The sequence below is a fragment of the Cytobacillus sp. FSL R7-0680 genome, from assembly GCF_038009245.1.
In the GTDB taxonomy this organism is placed as follows: domain Bacteria; phylum Bacillota; class Bacilli; order Bacillales; family Cytobacillaceae; genus Cytobacillus; species Cytobacillus kochii.
Genome location: NZ_JBBPAO010000001.1, coordinates 1345270 through 1371271, shown reverse-complemented (window position 1 = coordinate 1371271; position 26002 = coordinate 1345270). Strand labels below are relative to the sequence as shown.

General features: G+C 35.7%; 23 protein-coding genes and 1 pseudogene. 18 read left to right on the top strand and 6 right to left on the bottom strand.

What is annotated here, in order from left to right; genetic code table 11:
- Nucleotides 1-155: 155 nt before the first annotated feature.
- On the bottom strand, nucleotides 156-605 hold the full coding sequence (locus tag MKY26_RS06860) for a cupredoxin domain-containing protein (RefSeq protein WP_095373146.1): 450 nt from the start codon (nucleotides 603-605) through the stop codon (nucleotides 156-158).
- A gap of 137 nt (nucleotides 606-742) precedes the next feature.
- On the opposite strand from MKY26_RS06860, the gene MKY26_RS06855 reads away from it, so the two are divergent.
- From MKY26_RS06855 to MKY26_RS06815, 9 genes and pseudogenes are all read left to right on the top strand, one after another.
- Nucleotides 743-2197 (top strand): helix-turn-helix domain-containing protein, encoded by a 1455-nt coding sequence (locus MKY26_RS06855; RefSeq protein WP_341094147.1) that lies wholly within the window; start codon nucleotides 743-745, stop codon nucleotides 2195-2197.
- Nucleotides 2198-2226: 29 nt separating this feature from the next.
- Nucleotides 2227-3180 (top strand): phosphoglycerate dehydrogenase, encoded by a 954-nt coding sequence (locus tag MKY26_RS06850; RefSeq protein WP_095373149.1) that lies wholly within the window; start codon nucleotides 2227-2229, stop codon nucleotides 3178-3180.
- A gap of 427 nt (nucleotides 3181-3607) precedes the next feature.
- A complete protein-coding gene (hutU, locus tag MKY26_RS06845) occupies nucleotides 3608-5284 on the top strand; it encodes a urocanate hydratase (RefSeq protein ID WP_341094142.1) in 1677 nt (558 codons plus the stop codon).
- Nucleotides 5285-5306: 22 nt separating this feature from the next.
- On the top strand, nucleotides 5307-6605 hold the full coding sequence (gene hutI, locus MKY26_RS06840; RefSeq protein WP_095373151.1) for an imidazolonepropionase: 1299 nt from the start codon (nucleotides 5307-5309) through the stop codon (nucleotides 6603-6605).
- Nucleotides 6606-6683: 78 nt separating this feature from the next.
- Nucleotides 6684-8015 (top strand): YjiH family protein, encoded by a 1332-nt coding sequence (locus MKY26_RS06835; protein ID WP_322909426.1) that lies wholly within the window; start codon nucleotides 6684-6686, stop codon nucleotides 8013-8015.
- A gap of 74 nt (nucleotides 8016-8089) precedes the next feature.
- Nucleotides 8090-9289 carry a DHH family phosphoesterase gene (locus MKY26_RS06830; protein ID WP_341094131.1) on the top strand — a complete coding sequence of 400 codons (1200 nt, stop codon included), beginning with the start codon at nucleotides 8090-8092 and terminating at the stop codon, nucleotides 9287-9289.
- A 200-nt stretch (nucleotides 9290-9489) separates the two neighbouring features.
- Nucleotides 9490-10434 carry a glycine-rich domain-containing protein gene (locus MKY26_RS06825; protein ID WP_095373153.1) on the top strand — a complete coding sequence of 315 codons (945 nt, stop codon included), beginning with the start codon at nucleotides 9490-9492 and terminating at the stop codon, nucleotides 10432-10434.
- 227 nt (nucleotides 10435-10661) lie between these two features.
- Nucleotides 10662-11849, top strand: coding sequence for a D-alanyl-D-alanine carboxypeptidase family protein (locus MKY26_RS06820; RefSeq protein ID WP_341094127.1), 1188 nt, complete (start codon nucleotides 10662-10664; stop codon nucleotides 11847-11849).
- Between the two features lie 143 nt (nucleotides 11850-11992).
- Nucleotides 11993-12462: pseudogene (locus tag MKY26_RS06815) on the top strand (DUF523 domain-containing protein).
- Nucleotides 12463-12591: 129 nt separating this feature from the next.
- On the opposite strand, the gene MKY26_RS06810 reads toward MKY26_RS06815, so the two are convergent.
- Entirely contained in the window at nucleotides 12592-14214 is a 1623-nt protein-coding gene (locus MKY26_RS06810; RefSeq protein WP_341094124.1) for an ABC-F family ATP-binding cassette domain-containing protein, read from the bottom strand.
- Nucleotides 14215-14604: 390 nt separating this feature from the next.
- Here MKY26_RS06810 and MKY26_RS06805 point away from each other — a divergent pair, with 390 nt between their 5' ends.
- The 3 genes from MKY26_RS06805 (at nucleotide 14605) to MKY26_RS06795 (ending at nucleotide 16011) form a co-directional block, all read left to right on the top strand.
- Nucleotides 14605-14733 (top strand): hypothetical protein, encoded by a 129-nt coding sequence (locus MKY26_RS06805; RefSeq protein ID WP_263624167.1) that lies wholly within the window; start codon nucleotides 14605-14607, stop codon nucleotides 14731-14733.
- Nucleotides 14734-14943: 210 nt separating this feature from the next.
- Nucleotides 14944-15180 carry a hypothetical protein gene (locus MKY26_RS06800; RefSeq protein WP_341094113.1) on the top strand — a complete coding sequence of 79 codons (237 nt, stop codon included), beginning with the start codon at nucleotides 14944-14946 and terminating at the stop codon, nucleotides 15178-15180.
- 72 nt (nucleotides 15181-15252) lie between these two features.
- Nucleotides 15253-16011, top strand: a complete 759-nt coding sequence (locus tag MKY26_RS06795; RefSeq protein ID WP_341094111.1) for a MerR family transcriptional regulator — start codon at nucleotides 15253-15255, stop codon at nucleotides 16009-16011.
- A 43-nt stretch (nucleotides 16012-16054) separates the two neighbouring features.
- Here MKY26_RS06795 and MKY26_RS06790 read toward each other — a convergent pair whose 3' ends face one another.
- Nucleotides 16055-17539 (bottom strand): aldehyde dehydrogenase family protein, encoded by a 1485-nt coding sequence (locus MKY26_RS06790; protein WP_224936585.1) that lies wholly within the window; start codon nucleotides 17537-17539, stop codon nucleotides 16055-16057.
- Nucleotides 17540-18091: 552 nt separating this feature from the next.
- On the opposite strand from MKY26_RS06790, the gene MKY26_RS06785 reads away from it, so the two are divergent.
- Nucleotides 18092-20245: a collagen-like triple helix repeat-containing protein gene (locus MKY26_RS06785; RefSeq protein ID WP_341094103.1), complete on the top strand. Its 2154-nt coding sequence runs from the start codon at nucleotides 18092-18094 to the stop codon at nucleotides 20243-20245.
- Nucleotides 20246-20979: 734 nt separating this feature from the next.
- On the top strand, nucleotides 20980-21132 hold the full coding sequence (locus tag MKY26_RS06780) for a hypothetical protein (RefSeq protein ID WP_157733977.1): 153 nt from the start codon (nucleotides 20980-20982) through the stop codon (nucleotides 21130-21132).
- A 29-nt stretch (nucleotides 21133-21161) separates the two neighbouring features.
- Here the strand turns inward: MKY26_RS06780 and MKY26_RS06775 are convergent, their stop codons facing one another.
- Complete coding sequence (locus MKY26_RS06775) at nucleotides 21162-21308, bottom strand: hypothetical protein (RefSeq protein ID WP_095373160.1); 147 nt, start codon at nucleotides 21306-21308, stop codon at nucleotides 21162-21164.
- Nucleotides 21309-21428: 120 nt separating this feature from the next.
- Between MKY26_RS06775 and MKY26_RS06770 the strand changes: the two genes are divergently transcribed.
- The gene (locus tag MKY26_RS06770) at nucleotides 21429-21620 is read left to right on the top strand and encodes a cold-inducible protein YdjO-related protein (RefSeq protein ID WP_095373161.1); all 192 of its coding nucleotides are present in this window, start codon (nucleotides 21429-21431) and stop codon (nucleotides 21618-21620) included.
- 118 nt (nucleotides 21621-21738) lie between these two features.
- Here MKY26_RS06770 and yhfH read toward each other — a convergent pair whose 3' ends face one another.
- Nucleotides 21739-21870: a protein YhfH gene (yhfH, locus tag MKY26_RS06765; protein WP_224936580.1), complete on the bottom strand. Its 132-nt coding sequence runs from the start codon at nucleotides 21868-21870 to the stop codon at nucleotides 21739-21741.
- 300 nt (nucleotides 21871-22170) lie between these two features.
- Here yhfH and MKY26_RS06760 point away from each other — a divergent pair, with 300 nt between their 5' ends.
- Nucleotides 22171-23007, top strand: coding sequence for a LysM peptidoglycan-binding and 3D domain-containing protein (locus tag MKY26_RS06760; RefSeq protein WP_095373163.1), 837 nt, complete (start codon nucleotides 22171-22173; stop codon nucleotides 23005-23007).
- A gap of 626 nt (nucleotides 23008-23633) precedes the next feature.
- Here MKY26_RS06760 and MKY26_RS06755 read toward each other — a convergent pair.
- Nucleotides 23634-24329: a hypothetical protein gene (locus MKY26_RS06755; RefSeq protein ID WP_341094071.1), complete on the bottom strand. Its 696-nt coding sequence runs from the start codon at nucleotides 24327-24329 to the stop codon at nucleotides 23634-23636.
- A gap of 365 nt (nucleotides 24330-24694) precedes the next feature.
- Between MKY26_RS06755 and MKY26_RS06750 the strand changes: the two genes are divergently transcribed.
- Nucleotides 24695-25276 (top strand): TerD family protein, encoded by a 582-nt coding sequence (locus tag MKY26_RS06750; protein ID WP_095373165.1) that lies wholly within the window; start codon nucleotides 24695-24697, stop codon nucleotides 25274-25276.
- Nucleotides 25277-25304: 28 nt separating this feature from the next.
- Nucleotides 25305-25883: a TerD family protein gene (locus MKY26_RS06745; RefSeq protein ID WP_095373166.1), complete on the top strand. Its 579-nt coding sequence runs from the start codon at nucleotides 25305-25307 to the stop codon at nucleotides 25881-25883.
- Nucleotides 25884-26002: the final 119 nt, after the last annotated feature.

The window sequence follows — 26002 nt, the reverse complement described above, 5'->3', positions numbered from 1 at the left end:
GTTGTTTATGATTTTTGATTTTTCCAAGCGATATTCTCTGGATACATAAAGGAGATTATAATAGGAAAACGAACAAATCAAAAGTATATTCAATTTGTTCGCTTCATTATTCATTGGCTATTGTCTATGTTGAATATTCTTAGAGAAAATGATAATTATTGTACAACAATGTAAGCAATCATTTTTCCGTGATCTTCCTCTTGGGAATGGTTATGGCAGATGAGTTGATAGGTACCTTTTTCGTCAAATTGGAGGGGGACTTTAGTTTCTTCTCCTTTTTGAACCACACCTTTAATATCAGTTCCCTCTATATAAAAGGAATGTTCCTTACCCATCACACCTAGTATGTTTAAATTGACCTTTTCTCCGACCTCTAAAAATACAGTTCCTGGATCCCAGCGATAGACTTCCATTTCTTCCCCATTTTCCATTGTTGTTTTATATTCCGTTGTTACCATTTCAATCTCCCTTGTCGTTTCTGTCGTATTCCCAAACACCGCTAAACTCCCATTTTTTGATATAAGCCATACCGAAGCAGATGCAATAAGGGCAATTAATAATAAAACAGTGATTATCGTTTGCTTTGTAATAATTAGAAACTTCATTCTATCTCTCCTCATTATTAGGTTGTACTTCATATGTATGCAGGTTGAACAGCAGAACTTGTCTCATTTTTATCTTTTTTTTCAAAATTGTTTACTTTTGCATTTTAAGCTAACATAATAAAAAGGAGATGATTTTAATGTATAAAATTTTGATTGCTGATCGAGATAACGTCGATGCAGAGGGATTAAAATGGTTAATTAAAACCGTATATCCTACTTGGCAAATTGAAATAAGATCATCTACAAATGCAGTATTTACAACCTTGGAAAAACAAAGTCCGGATCTCTTATTGTTGGAAATGGAAATGTTCGATTCAGTGGGATATAAGAAATTAAAACAGCTTGTGCCTATCTTAAACATAAAAATTTTAGCAATGACGATTGAACCTACTTTTGATCAAGCAAAGAAAGCCATTGAAATAGGAGTGAGTGATTTATTAGTAAAACCTGTGTCACCAGAGGATGTGCTTCGATCACTTCAGATTCTTTATCGTATGCATAGCAAAAGCCTGAACCATGCGCAAATAGCAGAAGACAATACTGAAGATAGAACCTTACTGCAAAAAAATCAAGCCCATCATGTAAAGGTCATAGGAATGAGAACTATTCATCCATATGAAATATTTAAGTTATATACATATGTAATGGGTCATTCATGGGCAAATGTCAAAAAAGTATTTCTTTTACCTGAGATGATTTTGTGCCTTGTAGAGGAGAATGACCAAGATCTTTTAAGAAAATGCCATACCTTTATTCGTGGATGGGAAAAAGAATCAAATGAAGCGATTATTTTAGCCGAAGGAAATACAAATGATACAGGTCTACTGCAATCACAGTACGGTAAGATTAAGCAACGAATGGAGCTTTCTTTTTACACTGGTCTAAATAAGCTTATTCCATGGTCAGCAAACGAATGGGTGAGTATTGACCCTTTTTTAACACCAAAAGAGCAGGAGTTTTGGATTGATTATTTACGGCGAGGGGATATAAAAGCAATCAAAACATGGCTATATGAGCAATTTTTAAGTCTAACTTCGCCTTACCCTGATCCAGCTATTATTAGAATTAGGTTAACGAGTATTTTGGCACAAATTAGACGATACATGATTTCAAGGCATTTAATTGATAAAGAAAAGGAAGAAAAATATCAAGCGTTATTCCAAACGATTCTATACTCACCACTTATTTATCGAGTAATAGAAGAAATGATCAAGCTGATAGCTAGTTTAATAGATACAGACATGCAAATAGACTCGAAGTCCGAGAAGTTAGCCAAGCAAATATATCATTATCTAGAAGAACATTATCATGAGAAAGAGATAAGCTTAGATATGATTGCTGCCAAATTTAATCGTAATACAAGCTATATTAGCTCCTTATTAACGAAGTATTATAAGCAATCCTTTAGAGAGATTGTTACGATGCGTCGTATAAAAAAGGCGACCCAGCAATTGACGGAAACAAATCTTCCTATTAAAATAATTGCGAAAGAATGTGGTTATCGTAATCAACAATATTTTAATAAAGTATTTAATCAAATCATGAAGTGCTCTCCAAGTACTTTTCGTGCAAACACCAGTCGTACGTACTAACAAAAATGAACATAAAGGTGAAGATGAAAATGAAAGTTTTATATTTAATTAGAGATCCCTTTATCGAGGAATATCCGACAATCATAGAAGAAGCGAAGCAGTTAAATGCAGAAGTGAAGTTCGTTCATAGTGATAGTGGACTTACAAAATCACAGTTATTAAAAGAAGTCGAAGATGTTGATATCATCGTCGTTGCTATTGTGAAAATTGATCAAGAAGTCATTGACCATGCCCCCAATTTAAAGTACATTATTAAATTCGGAGCAGGGTACGATAACATCGATGTGAACTATGCTGAGAAAAAAGGGATTGTTGTTACAAATGCACCAGGGGAAAATGCACATTCCGCAGCAGATCTTGGCTTTTCGTTATTATTGTCAATTTCAAGACAAATTGCGCAAAAAGATCATGAGATGAAAAATGGTAAATGGCAGCTCTCTATGGGGAACGAAGTTTACGGGAAAAAGTTAGGGATTATTGGTTTCGGTGCAATCGGACAAGCAATTGCTAAAAGAGCAAGTGGTTTTGATATGTCAGTCATTGCTTTCGGCCATTACCGAAACGAGGAAAAAGCGAAAGAGCTGAATGTTACCTTTACTGAACTTGACGATTTACTATCAACTGCCGACTACATTATTCTCTCTACGTCGTTATCTGAGAAAAATCGCCATCTAATAAATGAAAAAACGTTAGCAAAAATGAAGCCGAGTGCGTTTCTTATTAATATCTCACGCGGCGGATTAGTCAATGAAGTGGACCTGCTTGCAGCATTAAAAAATCATGTGATTAAAGGTGCTGCATTAGATGTTTTTGAAAAAGAGCCTTCTATTACGGAGTTGTCAAAACAAGCAAATGTGATAGCAACTCCTCATATAGGTGGGGCTACTTTTGAAGCAGTCCAAAGAATTAACCAGCTGACGCTTAAAAATATACAACGATTTATTAATGACGAACAGCTAGAACATCTCGTCTCGAAATCATAAACAAAACTCAATCTGAACAATCATTCAATTTTTCCTTAAAACCTAGAATGATTGTTTGGATTTTTTTGTTTTGGCCGATTAATCAATCCATGGAAAGTCTCATTAAACATATTGTCGAGTCTGGCATGAAGAGAGCAGAATCAACATTAATTAAAAGAGGCAATTCTACCGTGAAAGAAACGGAATTGGTTCAGATCAAAAAAGAATTAGATGGTTTATAAATAGAAGAATAATAAAAATAGAACGGCAGAATTAAAATGGTTTAGTTATATAATCTTTATATTTTTATATAAATCAAATAAATGAATAAATAACTATATAAATCAAAGTAACAAATCACAAAAAAATATAAATAATCCAATATTAATAGACGGTTTATTCTGAAAATTCTAAGTTAAAATAAACTTATGAATGAGTTGGAGGGATAATGATGGAAAAAGTGAAGAGAGAAATTATTAATTATACAGGTAGTGAACTTCATTCAAAAGGTTGGATTCAAGAGGCTGCTATTCGTATGTTAAGAAATAATTTAAATAAAGAAGTCGCAGAAAAGCCTGATGAATTAATTGTATATGGCGGGATTGGTAAAGCGGCTCGAAATTGGGAGAGCTACGATAGTTTGATGGAAACTCTTCACCAGCTTGAAAATGACGAAACATTGCTTGTGCAATCAGGGAAACCTGTTGCGGTTTTTAAAACACATGAAGATGCACCCAAAGTATTAATTGCCAATTCTAACATTGTTCCTGCATGGGCAAATTGGGATCACTTTCATGAACTAGACAAAAAAGGTTTAATAATGTACGGCCAAATGACTGCAGGTAGTTGGATATATATTGGCAGCCAAGGAATTGTGCAAGGAACGTATGAAACATTTTCAGAACTGGCAAAGCAACATTTTAATGGTTCTTTAAAGCAAACGATTACACTTACATCGGGCCTTGGGGGTATGGGAGGGGCGCAGCCATTAGCAGTGACAATGGCTGGGGGTGTTTGTATTGCAATAGATAAAGATGAGACGAGAATAGACCGAAGATTAGAAACAAAATATTTGGATAAAAAAGTTTACGATATGAAAGAAGCGATTGTGCTTGCACAGGAAGCAAAAGCAGAGGGAAAGTCACTGTCAATTGGCTTGCTTGGAAATGCAGCTGAAATCCTCCCTCAAATGTTGGACGACGGTTTCATCCCTGATATATTAACAGATCAAACATCCGCGCATGATCCGTTAAATGGTTATATTCCAATTGCTTATTCAATGGAAGAAGCAGCCAAGTTAAGAATTGAAAATCCACAAGATTATGTTCAAAAAGCTAAGAAGTCAATTGCCATTCATGTGGCTGCTATGCTTGAAATGCAGAATAAAGGTGCGATTACATTTGATTACGGTAACAATATTCGTCAAGTCGCGCATGATGAAGGTGTGGAAGATGCTTTTGCCTTTCCAGGATTCGTCCCTGCTTATATTCGTCCACAATTTTGTGAGGGGAAAGGCCCTTTTAGATGGGTAGCACTTTCGGGAGATCCAGAGGATATTTATAAAACAGATGAAGTCATCTTAAGAGAGTTTGCAGATAATAAGCATTTATGTAACTGGATTAAAATGGCTAGAGAAAAAATTCAATTTCAAGGGTTACCTTCAAGAATTTGTTGGTTAGGTTATGGCGAAAGAGCAAGGTTTGGAAAAATAATTAATGATATGGTTGCATCTGGTGAATTAAAAGCACCAATCGTAATTGGGCGAGATCATCTTGACTCAGGCTCTGTTGCCTCACCTAATAGGGAAACAGAGGCCATGAAGGACGGCAGTGATGCAGTAGCAGATTGGCCAATTTTGAATGCTTTAATTAATAGTGTTGGTGGTGCTAGTTGGGTGTCAGTACATCATGGCGGTGGAGTAGGTATGGGCTATTCCTTACACGCTGGCATGGTGATAGTTGCTGATGGAACGGAACAAGCAGAGAAGAGATTACAGCGAGTGCTAACAACAGATCCTGGTATGGGTGTAGTTCGGCATGCTGATGCTGGTTATGATCTTGCGAAACAAACGGCCATAGATAAAGGCATTCATTTACCAATGTTGAAGAGGGGTACCGAAAAATAATCGATAGAGGAGAGGTGAGGTAATGAGCTCAACTTATTTGTTTATAAAGCATGCGAATGAACTACTTACATTAAAGGGACATTCACAACAACCAGCAGTTAAAGCAGCAATGAATCAATTACACGTCATTAATGATGGGGCGATACTAATGAAAGATGAACAAATAGTCGCCATCGGTGAAACAGATGAATTGCTCAGCCAATTTCATCAGGAAATAAATTTAGCAGAGATAATTGATGCGAGTGGTAAAGTGGTCATGCCTGGATTAGTGGACCCACATACACATTTAGTTTATGCAGGGAGCCGTGAAGAAGAATTTAATATGAGGTTAAATGGTGCCACCTATATGGAAATCATGAACAACGGAGGTGGCATTCATGCCACCACAACTAAAACGAGAGCAGCGACAATAGATGAATTAAAGGAGGAGAGTATAAAACGGTTAGATCGCTTTTTAATACACGGTGTAACAACGATTGAAGCAAAAAGTGGCTACGGCCTTGACTGGGAAACTGAGTATAAGCAATTGTTTGTAGCTAAAGAACTCAATCATCTTCATGCAATCGATATTGTCAGCACCTTTATGGGCGCACATGCCATACCTGTAGAATACAAGGAGCGTCCAGATGTTTTTATTGATCTAATCATCGATGAGATGCTCCCGCTTGTGGTAGAGGAAGAGTTAGCTGTTTTTAATGATGTATTTTGTGAACGAGGAGTGTTTACGCCTGAACAATCGAAGAGGTTACTGTTAGCTGGTAAAAATCTTGGATTAATACCAAAAATTCATGCAGATGAAATTGAACCGTATGGTGGAGCAGAATTAGCAGCAGCAGTAGGTGCCATATCAGCTGACCATTTATTGAAAGCATCAGATGAAGGGATTAAAAAAATGGCGGAAGCAGGTGTCATTGCTGTTCTTCTTCCTGGTACAGCCTTTTTCTTAATGGAAGCAGCAGCAAATGGTCGTAAAATGATTGATGAAGGAGTAGCAGTTGCTTTGTCTACAGATTGTAATCCTGGTTCCTCACCAACAGCTTCATTACCTTTTATGATGAATCTCGCTTGTATGCATATGGGCTTAACGCCTGCTGAAGCGATTTACGCGGCAACAATCAATGCTGCCCATGCGATTGGGAAGGGCCATGAGATTGGCAGTCTGGAAGAAGGGAAAAAGGCAGATGTTCTTATACTTGATGTACCTAATTATATGCAAACGCAATATTTATATGGAATGAACCATACGCATTCGGTAATTAAAGCTGGAAGAATAGTTATTGACAATGGTGCCCTAGTAACAAACAAGCTTAAAAGTCACTAATAGTAAGGGAGAGATTGGTATGTGCCAGTCTCTTTTTATAAAAAATAACATTTAAAGGAAGATAGGATGTGAGGAAATATGGAAACTGAACTGAGTAATCCAAAAACCAAATCTCAAATGAAAAACGCCAATAGTCATGTATGGAAGTTTTTCATATACAGTATGATTGGTATATTTATGTTTTTTATTCCGATAACATTGAACGGGCAATCTTCCATCATGATCGATCATATTGTGAGTGGGTTGCGCCACCTTCTAGGTAATGTTGTTCCTTATTATTTGCTATTGATTATCATGATAGGAGGCCTATATCCTTTTATAAAAGGTAATTGGAAAGAAACGATTGTGACAACAGTATTTTCCTTCTTAAAACTTTTGGGTGTAGTTATTGCATTTATGGTTTATTTTAACTTGGGTCCCGCATTCATATTTGACCCAAATATGGGTCCTTTTTTATTTAATAGTCTTGTTACGCCTGTCGGTTTATTAGTTCCAATTGGTTCTGTCTTCTTAGCTTTATTAGTAGGCTATGGTCTGCTTGAATTTATCGGAGTGATAATGAAACCGGTTATGAGACCGATTTTCCAAACACCTGGACGGTCTGCGATTGATGCCGTTGCCTCTTTTGTCGGTAGTTATTCTGTCGGTATTTTAATTACTAATCGTATCTTTAAAGAAGGTAAGTACTCAATGAAAGAAGCAGCAATTATAGTGACTGGGTTTTCCACTGTTTCTGTTACTTTTATGATTGTCGTGGCTAAAGCGTTAGACTTAATGTCTATGTGGGCGATTTATTTTTGGACATCCTTCATAATTACATTTGTAGTAACAGCAATTACGGTAAGAATTTGGCCAATTAGAAACATGTCAAATGAGTATTATCAAGGTGTGAGGAGAGAGAAAGATGCATATGATAAACCTCTGCTAAAAACTGCGTGGAAAGAAGCCATGAAAGCTGCTGCTTCAGCACCATCAATATTTGAAAATGTGAAACAAAATTTAAAAGATGGTGTATTAATGACGATGTCCATTCTGCCTTCAATTATGTCTATTGGGCTTATTGGCTTGGTATTAGTCGAATACACGCCAGTTTTTGATTGGCTTGCATATTTATTTTATCCATTTACAGCTATATTAGGATTACCAGAAGCAATGCTAACAGCAAAAGCGACATCGGTTGGGATTGTTGAAATGTTCTTACCTTCTATGGTAGTGACAGAAGCCGCTTTGATGACAAAATTTATTATTGGTGTTGTATCTGTTAGCGGCATTATTTTCTTTTCGGCTTTAGTTCCTTGCATTTTATCAACTGATATTCCTATTACCATTAGGCAAATGGTGATTATTTGGTTTGAACGAACAGTGCTTGCTCTTATTCTTGTTACACCTATTGCATACCTTCTGTTTTAATTTAATGCCCTGCGGTTTCATGCAGGGTTCTTTTCATATATAATAGTACTAACTCTTTTGGGAGAGCATACATATTGAAATATTCTAGAACAGCGGGTGAAGTAATGTATAAATTATATTCTCATAACGACTTAGATGGTGTTGGTTGTGGTATTATAATCAAGCTAGCATTAGGAGAAGAAGGGCAAGTTTATTATAATTCTGTCGGAGGCTTAGACTATAAAGTCGAGAAGTTTTTTTCTGAAAAGGACCATAAAGATACCAAGCTTTACATAACAGACTTATCGATCAATGAAGATAACACGAAAAGAGTAGATGATTTTGTCAATCAGGGTGGTCATGCACAACTAATTGATCATCATAAAACGGCCCTACACTTTAATGAATATGAATGGGCTACAGTAACAGTACAATATGATGATGGTAGACAAACTTGTGCTACGTCATTATTATATGAGTATTTTGTTGAGCAAAAAAAACTATCTCCAAAAAGGTCCATTGAACAATTCATTGAATTGGTTCGACAATATGATACTTGGGAATGGGACGAAAATAATAATGTAAAAGCGAAGCAGTTGAATGATTTATTTTATATGTTTTCTATAGAAGAATTTGAAGAAATGATACTGCAAAGATTAAAAACCGCAGATGATTTTGAATTTGATGAGCTTGAAGCGAAATTATTATCAATGGAAGAAGCTAAAATTGAACGCTATATTAAGCGTAAAAAAAGAGAACTTATCCAAGCGTCGATTGATAAGCATATTGTTGGTGTTGTTCATGCGGAATCTTATCATTCCGAACTCGGCAATGAGCTGGGAAAAGAATACCCTCATTTAGATTATATTGCAATTCTTAATACGGGTGGTCGCAAAGTCAGCTTCAGAACGATTCACAATCACATTGATGTTTCGGCTGTTGCAGGCACGTACGGTGGGGGTGGTCATGCAAAAGCATCAGGCTGTACGATGAATGAAGAGGCGTTTAGAAAATTTGTTGTAGAATTATTCACAGAAGAATCATTAAAAATTGATGCACCTAAAAATAAATTCAACCAAAAAGAAAATAGCAATGGTACGATTTATGAAGGACGCTCTGGTGACATTTATCGTATCTACCAAAAACAAGAGCAGTGGAAAATAGAAAAGAATCATCAAGAAAATGCGACAGTATTTAAAGATTTCCAATCGGCAGTGAATGCAATTAAGATAGCTGATTTTGCTTGGTTAGCGAAAGATGATGTATACGATAATTATATGAAAAAGAATAAGTAAGTCATAGCTCCTCGAAAGATAGCAAACCTTTCGAGGAGTTTTTTATTTTGATTAAACATTGAATGAAAAAAACCTAACGATAAAATTTTTTTGGAAAATTTGGGGTAAAGCATCGCTTTTGAATGCTTGGTTATAATCTTCCAAATTTATGGTGGGGTGCCAATATCTTGTGTATAATGAGCGAGAGGGGGGAAGAGAGAATGTTGTACTTATTTATAATTTTATTTATCATCATGATTCTCGTATTTGCCAAATTCTTAAAACCGACTGTAAAACCTTTAAAGGAATTGCCAATCCCGAATAATCTTGGTTTAGTTCAGCCGATAGCACATTCTTTAGTTCATCAAGTAGAGAATTCATTTACTGAAAGTGATAAAAGGCAGTTAAGAAATCGTGTGCTAAAAGAACATCCAAAATGGAAAGATCATGAATTTGATTGGCTTTTCATGGAATTGAAAAGATATTTCTTTTTATGTAGCTTGTTTAAAACAGTACCCATGTATAGTAGCAAAGTAGATGCATTATGGCATGAAATGATTTTGTTTACACAAAAATATGCTGATTTTTGCCAGCAATTATTTGGTCAATATTTACACCATACCCCTAACATTGGTGGCAATCAATCTGCACATAATGAAAGAGCATTTTTTGACTTTTTGTATTTAAGTTATTTCCAACCATCTGAGAATAGTGTGAAAATATGGGGATCTTTTATGAGAAAACCTTTGCACCCGCAAATTATAGCTGATTTTAAAGCTTTAAGTGAAAAAGAATTGTTAATGACTTATTTTCGGACTCATTCTAAATGGAAGAATATCCAATTGGAATTAATTCAATCGATAAAAGAAAATATTAAATTAGCAACTGATTTTCATGAAAATCAAGATAAGAGTTTGCAATCAAAGTCCGTATTTCCCCACCAAAGTATTCTTTTTATAAGCATTTATTTTTCAATGTATGATTATGACAATTTTGAGGAAGCGGTAAGTAGTTATTTACCTGAAGAGATAGCTAAGAATAGCTTTATTTCTTCTTCATGTAGTGGTTTTGCCTGTGCTAGTGATGCATCGTCACCTTCCAATGATAGTTCTTGTTCTAGTGGTGATTCAGGTGGGAGTTGCGGTGGAGGCTGCGGCAGTAGTTAAAATCATATAATTAGTAAATTAGGGCATCTAAATAAAGGATGCTCTTTTTTATGACAAAAAATTAGGTGCGTAATAAGTTTAGTTCTGATCACTAGTATTAGTTAAGTTATTACAAAATACGACAATGTTCTTTCAATTATGTAACAATTTGTTATCATCTTTAATTAAGTCTAATTTTTTTGGTACAATTCAATAGGGTAAAAAGCACTAGAAATGGAAGTGGATGAATGAAGAAAAAATGGATGATCATCTTCCTATTCCTCATGTTATTAGGTACACAAGCATATGCAAAGGATGATGAACCAGAAATTGTCAGTGAAACGGCAATCGTTATGGAAACAGAAACGGGCGCTATATTGTATGAAAAAAATGCAAACACAAAAATGTATCCAGCAAGTTTAACTAAAATTGCAACCGCTATTTACGCAATTGAAAACGGAAACTTAAATGATGTGGTCACAATTTCTAAAGAAGCAGTAGATGTTGATGGGACAAAAGTATACTTAGAAGAGGGCGAGAAGGTAACTTTAAAAAAGCTCGTTCAAGGAATGCTCATTAACTCAGGTAATGATGCGGCAAAGGCAATTGCCATTCATTTGGAAGGTAATGAAGAGAATTTTTCGAAAAAATTGAATGCTTACATGCGAAATAAAATAAAAGTGACCGAGACTCATTTTACGAACCCCCACGGATTATTTTCCGAAAACCATTATACAACGGCAAAGGATATGGCAATCATTACAAATTATGCTATGAAAAACGAGACCTTCGCTGAAGTTTTCGGTACTGTAGAATTAAAATGGGATGGTGAATCTTGGGATACGACACTCATTAGCCATCATCAACTCCTAACTGGACAAAGACCGTACGAATGGATTACTGGTGGGAAGACTGGATTTGTCAGTGAATCTAAACAAACACTCGCATCTACTGCAGATAATGGGAAATTGGCATTAACAGCGATTGTTATGAAAGCAGATTTTAAACGTGATATTTATAAAGACACCAAAACCATCTTTGATTACAGTTTCTCTCATTATGAAAATAAAGAACTTGTCCCTGAACAAGAATATTTTGTTGGTGAAAAAGTGTTTCAACCGACAGAAAATAGCTACAAGGTATCTTTACCGATTGAAGGATTTACAGAACACTTAAATAATCAAGGTGTATTAGAAATCGTGGATAATAATGACAAAGTGATACAAGAAATAACTTTGGAAAGAGAACAGCCTAAACAAGAGGTAGCGAACCATCATACGATGAATGAAGCTAGTGATGATACTGAGAAGGAAAATACGACTCTTATTATTTATATTGCTATAGGCTCGGTTGCCATCATTTTGATAGTAGTTTTCTTATTTATACGAAAAATGAGGAAACGTAACCGATATGATATCCATAATAGAAGATGGTAGGAAGGAAGCGCAGTAACTTTACTGTGCTTTTTTGCTTTTATATAGATGTGAGTAAATGTGAGAATATAACTTTAAAAAGAAAGAATTATGTTACTATTATCAATAGAAAAGATTGTTTGGGACTAACAAATGGCGGTGAAAACATGATAGTAGTAAGTGCATGTCTGGCAGGAATGAATGTAAGATATAATGGATCTAATAGTTTAGACGAAAGAATCCAGAAACTTTTATTAGAGAATCAAGCGATGACTGTTTGTCCGGAATTACTCGGAGGTTTTACGACGCAAGAGAGCCAGCTGAAATCGTGGGCGGAGATGGTGAAGATGTATTAGACGGAAAAGCAAAAGTGATCGAAAAGTCAGGTAAGGATGTTACAAAACAATATATCAACGGTGCATATGCTGCATTAAAAAAAGCTCAAGAGTTGGGAGCAGATACAATTATCCTTAAGGAAAATAGTCCATCATGTGGTAGTTCAGTTATTTACAATGGAGAATTCAAAGGGGTACAAATAGTTGGTAATGGTGTCACAACAGCCTTATTAAGAAAAAATGGTTTTAAAGTCATTTCGGAAAATAACTTTAATGAATATTCAATACTTGAAATTAACTAAGGATATATTTATGTATTTTTACGTAGGTGTTTGTTATAGATACAACTTTGAGTGTCCTCAGGTATTCGCGACTTTACATATCCATTTAAAGAAGCTGGTAGCCGTATATGGCTACCAGCTTTCTTACAATTATGCCTGATACATTTTGGTGATTTGCTTTTGTAGCTCCTCGTTTTCAAGGTATTCATCATAAGTTACTTGTTTGTCTACGATACCATTTGGTGTGATTTCAATAATTCGGTTAGCAATCGTTTGGATAAATTGATGGTCATGTGATGCAAAAATCATCGAACCTTTAAAGGCAATTAAACCATTATTTAAAGCAGTAATGGATTCTAAGTCTAAATGGTTAGTAGGTTCGTCAAGTAAAAGAACGTTTGAACCACTTAGCATCATTTTTGAGAGCATACAGCGAACTTTTTCTCCACCTGAAAGCACGCTTGCTTTCTTCAATACTTCTTCACCTGAGAAGAGCATACGACCTAAAAAGCCACGAAGGAAGCTTTCACTTTCATCTTCAGGAGAATATTGACGGAGCCATTCGACTAAATTCAACTCACTATTTTCAAAGAAATTTGAGTTATCCTTTGGAAAGTAAGCTTGAGAAGTTGTTACCCCCCATTTAAATGAGCCTTCATCTGGATCCATTTCACCCATCAGAATTTTGAATAAAGTTGTTTTAGCAAGTTCATTCGTCCCAACAAGGGCAATTTTATCGTCTTTATTCATAATAAAGCTTATATTATCAAGCACTTTCACACCGTCAATTGTTTTTGATAGTCCATCTACTCTTAATAAGTCGTTACCAATTTCACGGTCAGGTGAAAACCCTACATACGGATAACGTCTTGAGGACGGTCTAATGTCATCTAAAGAAATTTTATCAAGTAATTTTTTTCTAGATGTTGCTTGCTTAGATTTTGACGCGTTCGCACTAAAACGAGCAATAAAGTTTTGTAGTTCTTTAATTTTTTCTTCTTTTTTCTTATTTGCATCCTGTGCCATTCTTTGTGCTAATTGACTTGATTCATACCAGAAATCATAGTTACCGACATAAATTTGAATTTTACCGAAATCTAAGTCAGCAATATGAGTACAGACTTTATTTAGGAAATGACGGTCATGAGATACAACGATGACTGTGTTTTCGAAGTTAATTAAAAACTCCTCTAGCCATGCAATTGCTTTAATATCCAAGTGGTTCGTCGGTTCATCTAGTAATAAAACATCAGGCTTTCCAAACAATGCTTGAGCAAGCAATACTTTTACTTTGTCTCCACCTGATAAATCAGCCATTTTCTTCATATGCAATTCTTCTGGAATGCCGAGACCTTTAAGTAAAATAGCCGCTTCGGATTCTGCTTCCCAACCATTTAACTCAGCAAACTCACCTTCTAATTCAGCAGCTCTCATACCATCTTCATCTGAGAAATCTGCTTTCATGTAAATAGCATCCTTCTCTTGCATTACTTCATAAAGGCGTGCATGACCCATAATAACCACTTTTAATACTTCATATTCTTCATATTCAAAATGGTCTTGCTTTAAGACTGCAAGCCGTTCCCCTGGTCCTAAGCTAACATTCCCGGACTGTGATTCAATTTCGCCAGATAAAATTTTTAAAAAGGTGGATTTACCCGCACCATTTGCGCCGATTAAACCATAGCAATTGCCAGGTGTAAACTTAATATTAACATCTTCGAATAATTTGCGATCGCCATAGCGGAGACCTACGTTTGTAACAGTTAGCATTAATTATATTCCTCCATGCATCATAATCGATAAAATTATAACATTAACTCAAGTCACAGTGTTAATCTAGATCATATTTATTTGAAAAACATGAAAAAATAGAGGGATTTTACCCCTTTAAAGCGAATATAAATACATATGGTTTGAAATGAAATTGTTGAGGTTTTGTCATAATTCTAAAAGGGTAAGTAATGATAAAATAGACAATGCGATGCGTTGGACAATACATACAAGCAAGTTTTCACTTTATCCAACAAAATCATAATCCTTTTATACTTTTTTCACAAAAAAGTTATAAAAGAAGGAAAAAAATAAAGGATTGTTCATAGTTTTTTCATAATTATCCTTTAATATATAAAGTATAAAGGCAGGAAAAAAGGAGTTTTATAAATGGAGAAAACACAGATCGTAGATTTAGTGAACCGTTTAAAAAAAGCTGGTATTAAAGTGAGCCTTACAAAACCAAGATCATTATTAACCATTCAGCCATGTAAAGCAATGCCATCTGCTTCTAACTAAGCATGGTAACTACATAGGATTATTTTAGAGAGGTGAATTTTTCACCTCTCTATTTTTTTAACATTCAATAAGTATATTCAATATCTTTTAATAGAGGATTGTTGTTTGAAAGGAACATCTACACATATAAGGGGTTTTATTTTTGATTTGTATCCTGACTTATTAACAAGAGAAGTTCAAAGAAGACATGATTATGCGATTGTATAGAACATGCTACAGAAAACAGGATTTACTGATATACAGACTTTCAAGCTTTGGGAAACAAGAAACACATATACCCTAAAAGAAACATTGCTTGAGGATATCAAAGCAAGGAGCGGCAGAAGTATTCTTCATGAATTAGGTGATGTACAATTAGAAAGATTAGTTGAGTATATAGATAAACAGTTAGGTGATAAGAAGATTGTGGAGAGTGATCGTTGGACCATGTGGCTAGCTAAAAAATAAAAAAGTTATTTTATTTTTCTATTGACCTTAACGCAACGTCAACATTTAGTGTAGTGATTAGGAGGTGAAGTGATGTTATATTCAATCAAACAGATGGCTCAAATGTCGGGTGTAAGTACGCGAACATTAAGATATTACGATGAAATAAATTTATTAAAACCAGCAAATGTCAACGAGGCAGGTTATCGCTTCTATTCAACAAGAGAAATCGATAGGCTGCAACAAATTTTATTCTATCGAGAATTAAATTTTAAGCTATCAGATATTCAAAAGATTTTGTCATCATCTGAGGATTCTTCTATTCAAAGTATATTACACACGCATTATGAGGCATTAGTAGAAAAAAGACATCATATTGACAGCCTAATAAAAGCAGTTGAAGATACAATTGCTTATCATAAAGGAGAGATAGAAATGAGTAACGAAGAAAAATTTGCCGCATTCAAAAAGAAGAGAATAGAGGAAAACGAAAACAAGTTCGGAGAGGAAATTCGAGAAAAATATGGAGAGGAAGCAGTAGAAGAGGCAAATAAATCATGGCTGGGAATGTCTGAGGAAAAGTATAAAGAAATGCAAGAGATTGAGAGTGAATTGATTGAAAGACTAAAACAATTCAATCAACAAAAAAATCAACAAAAAGAAGATGCGAAGCAAATCGTGATGTTACACAAAAAATGGTTACAATATACATGGTCGACTTATTCTTCTGAGGCACATAAAGGTTTGGCAGACATGTATATCGCTGATGAGAGATTTACACAATATTACGATGAAAAAGCAGGTGTTGGGGCTGCTCGACTTTTAAGAGACAGTATTTTAGCATATGCTTAAAAAAAGAGTAGCCATTTTTTGGCTACTCTTTTTTTATTCTATATTATTTCATTGAAATCCAGACACTTTTCACTTCAGTATAATTATCAAGAGCATAGGAACCCATTTCACGACCGATTCCAGACTGTTTGTAGCCACCAAATGGTGAAGCAGCATCAAAAGCATTATAACAGTTAACCCAAACAGTGCCTGCTCGAAGTTTATTTGCAATATAATGAGCATTTGCTACATCACGTGTCCATACTCCCGCAGCCAAACCATATTCTGAGCGATTAGCCCGATCAATAAGTTCATCCAAATCTTCATATGGCATTGCGGAAATAACTGGACCGAATATCTCTTCCTTAGCAATCGTCATGTCATCTTGCACATTAGCAAAGATTGTTGGTGAAACAAAATAGCCATCATCCTGTGGTTTCGTTCCTCCTACGACCAGTTCTGCACCTTCACTTACACCTTTTTCAATATAACCAAGGACTCGTTTTTGTTGTTCAGTTGACACCAGTGGTCCAATTTCTGTGTCAGCATGTATACCTGCTCCTTGTTTGATATTTTTAGCATGGCTTGCCATATCAGCCACTACATTATCAAATTGTTTCTTCTGAATAAACACACGAGAACCGGCACAGCACACTTGACCTTGGTTAAACATGACACCATTTAGGGCCCCTGGAATCGCTTTTGAAAGGTCAGCATCAGGTAGGATAATATTAGGTGATTTACCGCCAAGCTCCAGCGTTACTCTTTTTAATGTTTTAGAAGCACTGGACATAATCGATTTACCGACTTCAGTAGAGCCAGTAAAAGCAATTTTGTCTACCAATGGATGATCAACTAATGGACTACCTGCCGTTTCACCAAATCCAGGAACAATATTAATGACACCTTTAGGGAATCCAGCTTCCTCGACTAGTTCTGCTAAATAGAGAGCAGATAGAGGAGTTTGTTCAGCTGGCTTTAATACAACCGTACAACCGCTAGCTAGTGCTGCACCGATTTTCCACATAGCCATTAACAATGGGAAGTTCCATGGGATGATTTGTCCTACTACTCCCACAGGTTCATGTCTTGTATAATTAAAGAATGGACCACTTACCGGTATCGTCTGTCCTACGATTTTTGTTGACCAGCCAGCATAATAACGCATATGCTCTACAGCTAGTGGGATATCGGCATTTGTTGTTTCTCTAATAGGCTTTCCGTTATCTAAGGTTTCTAATTGTGCTAATTCTTCACTATTCTCTTCCATTAAGTCGGCAAGTTTATAGAGAAGTCGACTGCGTTGTGCAGCAGAGATCTTTGACCATTTACCATTATCAAATGCCTCGCGAGCTGCTTTGACCGCTAAATCAATGTCTTCCTTGTCAGCTTCATAAACATGGGCGAGTACTTCACCTGTCGCTGGGTTATATGATTCGAATGTTTTGCCTGATTTGCTTTCGACAAACTCCCCATTAATATACAGCTTTTTCTTTCCACTTAAAAATTTCTCCACCTTTTCTTTCACACTTACAGTTAACTGACTCATCGAATTCCTCCTTAAAAATAGTGTCTATGTACTCTCATGGCTGGAATTGTTAAGCATAGAAACCGTTTACATGAATATAGTACCATTTTTTAAAATTATAAATCAACTAAGAAGATTTATAATTTTCCGTCTATATTCGACATAACATTTAATGAATATAAGAAAGAAGCTATTTATCGGACAGCACTAATGTAAAGGTTTAACATCGGAATTGATATCTATATGTATGCGTGGATTAACAGGTATTATATTCATCCTAGAGCCGTGTGAAAATACATTTGTATTCCAACAAGAAATGACTTTTTCAACATACTCATGAGCATATAGGAAAAGGTCTTTAATTCTATTTTTAGATTTTATGTCGAATTTTTTTATTTATTTCTTGTACTTTTAATTAAAATGCGACAAAATTTTATCATTTATTTAATCTCAGTTTTTTCAAAGATCAATAAATGTGCCGTTCCACTTTTGTTCCAAATTTCATAAATTAATTAGAAAGTTAATTTAAATTAAATTCACTTGTATTCTCTATAAAAAGGAAGGTGACAACCTATGCCAGAATTCTTTGATGGAATAATATCTCAAAATGCTTCCTATGCCAATTCTATAAACATTCCAACTTCATCTGCTTACCAAATTTGGGGACAAGTTGGCCTTAATGTTAGTGAAGCAATCCCCACTTCAAACATTCGTGTTCAATTTGACGGTATTATTACTTTAAAATTAAGTCCCACAGCCAGTACTTATACAAATTTTGTAGAATTAAAAATTGTTCGAGGGACTAATCCTAATGCTAATACTATTTTTACAGGTATCAAGACTATTGTTCTTAATGGTTCTGAGGACGGTCCTCAAGAGTACGCATTTTCCGCTTCAGATTACAATGTCCCCAAAGGTTCTGGGTTTTTAATATATACTGCCTATGTTCGTAATATTACTGGTGCAGTTAATTCAGATGTAACACGTGTTGGCCCAGAGAGTTTTAATGCGACAGCTAGTGGAATTACAGGTTTGAGTGGAGTTACAGGAGCCACGGGGGCGACCGGAGTAACCGGTGCCACGGGATCCACAGGAGTTGCAGGTAATACAGGGGCGACCGGAGCAATAGGATTAACCGGAGCGACCGGAACAACAGGAGTAACAGGAATAACGGGTACAACAGGAACGACGGGAGTAACCGGTTCCACGGGATCCACAGGAATCGCAGGTAACACAGGAATAACCGGATTAACTGGTCCAACAGGATCGACTGGAGTGACAGGATTAACCGGTGCTACGGGAGTCACCGGAATAACAGGTGCCACAGGGTTAACAGGAACAACAGGAATAACTGGAGCCACCGGATTGACCGGGGTCACAGGTAATACAGGTCCAACAGGATTAACTGGAACAGCAGGAGTAACTGGAGCTACAGGAATCGCAGGAGCTACGGGAATAACAGGAGCAACAGGAATCACAGGAGAAACCGGAATAACAGGAGCTACCGGGACGACCGGAGTAATCGGTCCAACAGGAGCAACGGGAACGACTGGAATAACCGGGGTCACAGGAGCAACCGGAGTAACAGGAGTAACAGGATCGACCGGATTAACTGGAACAACGGGAGCAACAGGAACGGCTGGAGTAACAGGAGCCACCGGAATAACAGGAATAACCGGAGCACCAGGAATCACAGGAACAACAGGAATCACAGGAGCCACCGGAGTAACGGGAGCCACCGGAATAACAGGAGTAACAGGAGTAACAGGAACGACTGGATTAACAGGAACAACAGGAATCACAGGAACAACAGGAATCACAGGAACAACAGGAACAACCGGAGTAACAGGAACGACCGGATTAACTGGAACAACGGGAGCAACAGGAACAACAGGAATCACAGGAGCCACCGGAATAACAGGAGCAACAGGAATCGCAGGAGCCACCGGAATAACCGGAGCAACAGGAATCACAGGAGTCACAGGAACAACAGGAATCACAGGAACAACAGGAACAACAGGAATCACAGGAGCAACCGGAGTAACGGGAGCCACCGGAATAACAGGAATAACCGGAGCAACAGGAATCACAGGAACAACAGGAGTAATAGGAATAACGGGCGCAACCGGGACGACCGGAGTAACCGGTCCAACAGGAGCAACGGGAATAACAGGGTCCACCGGAATAACTGGCATAACAGGAACAACAGGAGCCACAGGAACGGCTGGATTAACCGGTCCAACAGGAATAACAGGAGCCACAGGAGTGACAGGAGTCACAAGTGCAACCGGTCCAACAGGATCGACCGGAGTAACGGGAGCCACAGGAACTGGATCTCAATTATTTTTTACAGAAGTAGCTGGGCCAATTGCGCTAATAACTACTGGAACTGAAACGACAGTGGCTACATTAAATGTACCAACTACAGTTGCTCAAAACATTAAAATTGACTATGCGATATCAGTGGATGTAATTACTACGGCCAATGCTAATTTCACCTTCCAAATAAGGCTATATCTTAATGGGACTTTACTTGATACGCGTTCCGTTCAAAGAAGTGTTAGTTCGGCAGGTACATCAAGATTTCCTGTTGCATCAACCAATGTAAATACTGCTACTGTCACTGGAACTGCAACATATGAAATTAGAATAGCTTATACGGTAGCTTCAAATGTAACCTCTTCAAGTGCTTTAAATGTCGATATTAACGCAATACGCTTTCCGTAACAAAAGTAGATCAATAAAAGTTAAAAGCTATCCTTCAAATGAGGATGTCAACATGGGACTTACGGATAAATATAAGATAATAGAGGTTTGTTATAATGACGTTACAACTTCTTAATATAAATCCTATGGTAAAAAGAATAGGAAGAAATAAGGTTATCCATATTTTTTACGATACTGTGTTTAATTATATGGGTTCAGGATACGAAACTGTCTTAAAATTGATCGATAAATAAAACGCGAAGCAGCCGTAATGGCTGCTTTATTATTTTTTAATACTTCTGTTTTTAATTTTTTTGAATTTTGTTATGCTACATTGTCAAATTTCCGCAACTTCAGGTTGGAACCATTTACTTTCAACTTGCAAAAAAGTATTCAATAAAGAATAATCATTATATTTTTGGAATTTTCCTCCGAGTTTATCTTTTTATTTCTTCCAGCCTTCAACCTACCTGTGTTCATGTTAATATTCATTAACCAGTCAAATTCTGCAAAAGTCTAATGAAAATGAAATAGAAGTTTTTTGTCATAGGCTTATCTTTTTTTAGCTAAGAAGGTATTCATATTAATCATGTGAACAGTTATTCCACTGCTATTTAAATCGATGACCATTGATTCCAAGTGTGATGGCTTCTATCTATGCAATCATGTTGGACAATAGTACATAAATGCTTGAGAAGTGTATGAAACAGTGAAATTTGAACACAATAGTATTACATGAAGGGAGGATAACAGATTTGAAAGAGTATGAGGATATGCCTTTAAGTGAATCCAAAAATCTTTATGAGAATCTATCCTTGCTAAATGGTGATTTAGAAAATTTAGATGAAAATTGGGATGTTGTTGAAGGTATTGACATCGCGATTCCAAGAAAAAAATCACAGAATTAAGTTAAAGAAGCTGCTTACTGGCAGCTTCTTTAGTTACGCTCATTTTTTGAATTTAAATATTTTGCAGCTAATAATGCTTTCACTTCATTATAAGATAAACCAGACTGTTGATTCAGTCGTTTCACTTCATTAATATCAGTTCCTGCTACTGTATATCGTTTTTCTTTTGATGACATTTATATTCACCTCTTTTATAGTTTACGTTACTTACGAAAAAATACACAGAATTAAATTCATTAATCCAAGCAAAGTTGTCCATACTAATAGTAGAAGATAAAATTTAGAGGGGGATCACGATGTTTTTTAATAAAAAAGCACAAGAAGAAAAACCTGAAGTAGTGATTTTAAGTACGGATGTATATGCTTGTCTAGATAATACATGTAATGGCTGGATGAGAAAGGATTTTGTATCTGTAGATTTGAAATGCCCTTTATGTGGTAGTGACACAACTTTAGAAGTAAGAGATCTCCCAGAAATCTTAATGTAATTTGACTCCAGTTAAAAATAAAGCAATTAGCATAGTATTTTTGTGATAATCGCTTTATTTTTAGCAAGATTAATACAAAAACCGTGTAGTCTACAGCGACTACACGGTTTTTGTCGTTCTATTCACCTTTTTTTGAAAGACAACGATCACATTCCATTAAGTAGGATTCCGCTTGTTCCTCCATTATTTGACCGCACTCTGGGCATACCTTCTTAGGTAAAGTTTGAAAAAATTCTACTGGACTCATCATTTTCTTCCATCTCCTTTTATATAACAATTATTTTATTATTCCTTCTGTTATGATACAGTATACACGATTAAAATAAAAATGTGTACCTATTTTTTGAATTTTTTAATAAAAAGGAAGAAAAATTTTCATTTTAAGGAAAAAGAATTACTATTAATACATTTATTAAGCAACAACCCTCATTTTGTTAAACTTCTGTTATATAAGTCATTAGATTATTATTGTCCTGTTCTTTTCCTGTAACGAACTTTTGTTATGATTATCACCGTTAGCTAATACAAGCTATACAGGAGGTTATGCGAAATGAAAAAATCAGTATTATCATTTTTAGCTGTAGCAACTATTGCAGGAGGAGCTGCAGCAAGCGTGCAAGCCGAGGAAGTAACTGTCAAAAAAGGAGATACAATATGGAGCATCTCACAAAAATACAATACGACAGTTGAACAGGTTAAAGAGTGGAATAACTTATCTTCAAATACAATTTATATTGAAGATGTGTTAAACGTATATGAGGAAGAAAAATATAAAGTAAATAAAGGCGACACGCTTTGGGGCATTGCAAAAGAGCTTGATGTGAAGGTTGATTCATTAAAAAACTGGAACAATTTAAGTTCAGAAGTGATACACCCTGGCCAAGAGCTTGTTGTATATCCCGGTGCACCGAGTAGTATCGTAAAAGAAAGCCCGGTACATACTCCGGTAGAAAATACCGAATCTACACCAACTAAAGAAGAAAAACCAGTGGTGAATGAAGATACGAACAAAGAACAGGCAAAAGAAGAACCTGCAGAGACAGTAGATGCACCTAAGGAAGAGAAAAATACAAACAATACCCCTTCAGAAGAAGGAGCAAAAGAAATTACAATGGAAGCAACTGCATATACAGCATCTTGTGAGGGGTGTTCTGGTGTAACAGCAACTGGGATTAACTTAAAAGAGAATCCAGATGCGAAGGTCATTTCAGTTGATCCAAATGTTATTCCACTTGGCACAAAAGTATATGTAGAAGGTTATGGTGAAGCAATCGCAGGAGATACTGGCGGTGCAATTAAAGGAAATAAAATTGATATCTTTATTCCAAATAAAGAGGATGCCATTAATTATGGTAGACAATCAGTAAAAGTAACAATCTTAGATTAATTGTTAAATAGAAAATGGTTAAACTAGTATGATAGTTAGCTGACAAGTCCGAACACATTTTAAACCTATAAAGGTTTATGTGTTCGGATTTTTTTGCTCTATGGGTCTTTCTTAGACTGAAAGAAAGAGTTGTGATCACTGCTATTTCGTATTCAAGTTTCATTATATTTTTTTCTTTGAACGTTGCACAACCCCTTTTTACTCAACCATCTTGGGCAATGTACGAACTAAACTTATTTTGCCTTGTTATTTTTTGCTATGATTTTAGGAGTATATATCCTTATTCTCTACTAAAAAAATTATTATAGACTCAGGTTCTGTTTATTGGACTGTGCCAAACCTGCCTTAAGGTCCAACATAAACAATATGCAAGTTGAATGCACTTGTCATTATTAAAAAGGAAAATGAGAAAAAGAAAGGTGATAATCATTATAGTGATTTAACATATCAGTGGAGGAAAAAACAACACTCATTTCAATAGATTCGTTAAATTACTAATAAAACGAAGAAATCTATATTATGTAATTTCTGAAATTACGGATGATGAGTGCAACGGGGAAATAAATGCGCGATGAGGCAATTAAAATAAACCAAAATCATCGCGCAAGGAAAAATATAAACCGGTCTTATTTATTTTTGTTTTTCTCCTCATGATGAACAAAAAAACTTTTTACTGGAGAAATAAGTGACTTAAAGTTTTCTGTAAGGTAAGCTGTTCTTTCAAAAATAATCGATTTTAAATGATCGATTTGTCTTGATAATTTCTCATTAAGTGCATCTTGAGATTCTAGTTTTTCCATAACAGATTGATGATAGATATCTTGTGTTTCTATTTTGTCTTTAATAGTAGCTTGATCATCGATAATGACTGTTAATTCCTCTAGGATTTTTTCAGTCGGTTTCTCAAGGTTATCTAATTTTCGTGAAAGTTCTAAGATAGCTGTTTCCTGAATAGATGATTGTGCTAATAGAGTTTCATATGAAGACTGACTAGTTCTTAGTTGAATTAGTAATTCTTCGTTTTTATTTTCAATTTGTTGAAGATAACCATTCATTTCGAGTTGGTTTTGCTCTTGAGCTTGGTAGGCTGATTGAAGAGCAGTCCAGTCCTCATTGTATTGCTGTATATTTTTTTCGTGGCGTATACTCTCATCTTTAGCAAAGCTCATTAAATCTTCATACGTCTCCTCTAACTGATGTTGTAAATCGCGATGCTGTTTTGATACTTTATGATTAAGCTGTGATTGTTCTTCCAAAAGGTCAGATAGATAATTTTTTCTATATACATCTTGATTACTAGTGTTTTTTTCCTTAAGAAACAATGATGGTGTTACTTGCTCATGTTTAGACAGAATATAAACCTCCCTTCAGATCTGTTTTTATAGCATATGAGTGTCGTTGTTAAACTGTGGCAATAATAGGCACTCACCTATTAAATGAAAAATTTTTGAAACCATTTATCAGGAGTTTACGTATGTACTATAGACAGGATGCGAAAGAAAATGAGAGTCAGAAATGAAAGAACTCCATTTTCCATAAGCATAAGAAACCATGCTAATTGAATAGGTTTTTTTCACTTGTTTTTTAAGAAGAAAAGCGAGGGTATATCAGTTTACGTTTTTCTAATAAACGTTTAAACTGAATGTATACATATTTACAATTTTCAATGAAAAGGGAGAGATGAAAAGTGGCAATTTCATTATCAAAAGGACAAAAAATTGATTTAACCAAAACAAATCCAGGGCTATCTCAAGTCGTTATCGGTCTTGGTTGGGATACAAATAAGTATGATGGCGGCCAAGATTTTGACTTAGATACTAGTGTGTTTTTATTAGATGAATCTGGAAAATGTTCTTCGGATAAAGACTTTATTTTCTACAATCAATTAGAAGGTGGAAATGGATCAGTTGTACATGCAGGAGATAATCGCACGGGTGTGGGTGATGGCGATGACGAAAGTGTAAAAGTTGACTTATCCAATGTACCTGCTTCTATTGCAAAAATCTCGTTTGTAATTACGATTCATGATGCAGAGGGAAGAGGGCAAAATTTCGGACAAGTATCTAATTCTTATGTTCGTATCTTAAATGAAGAAAACAATGAAGAATTGATTCGTTATGATTTGGGAGAAGACTTCTCTATTGAAACAGCTGTAATTGTTGGGGAATTATACCGTCATAATGGCGAATGGAAATTCTCTGCAATTGGTTCAGGCTATCAAGGTGGTTTGGCAAGAATTGCAACTGATTACGGCTTACAAGTAGGATAATCTTAACGCGATAAAAGGGGGAGTCTCTTTGGCTATTCAATTATCAAAAGGACAAAGAATCGATTTAACGAAAACAAACCCGGGATTAACTAGGGCAGTGATCGGTCTCGGTTGGGATACAAATAAGTATAATGGCGGGGAATCCTTTGACCTAGATGCTTCTGCATTTTTAGCAGATCATCAAAACCGTTGCCAGCAAGATCAAGATTTTGTTTTCTACAATCAGTTGGAACATCCATCAGGTTCGGTCATTCATACAGGAGACAATCGTACCGGTGAAGGAGATGGAGATGATGAACAATTAATTGTCGAATTTTCAAAAATCCCTTCAACTGTTGATCGTATCGGAATTGCTGTTACCATTCATGATGCAGAATTAAGAAAGCAAAATTTCGGACAAGTTTCTAATGCGTTTGTCCGTTTAGTAAATGAAGAAACAAATGAAGAACTTCTACGTTATGATTTAGGAGAAGATTTTTCCATTGAAACAGCTGTTGTTGTATGTGAGCTTTATCGCCACAATAACGAATGGAAATTTAATGCCATTGGTAGTGGCTTCTCAGGTGGACTAGCAGCATTATGTAAAAACTATGGCTTAGAAGTATAAGGAAGAGAGGCTCAATCATTTTTAAAAATGATTGAGCCTCTTTCATATATCTCTGGTTCATTTTTGATTGAAGAGAGTCATTCTTTACGACAAGGACGTTCTATAATAAGTAACTAAAT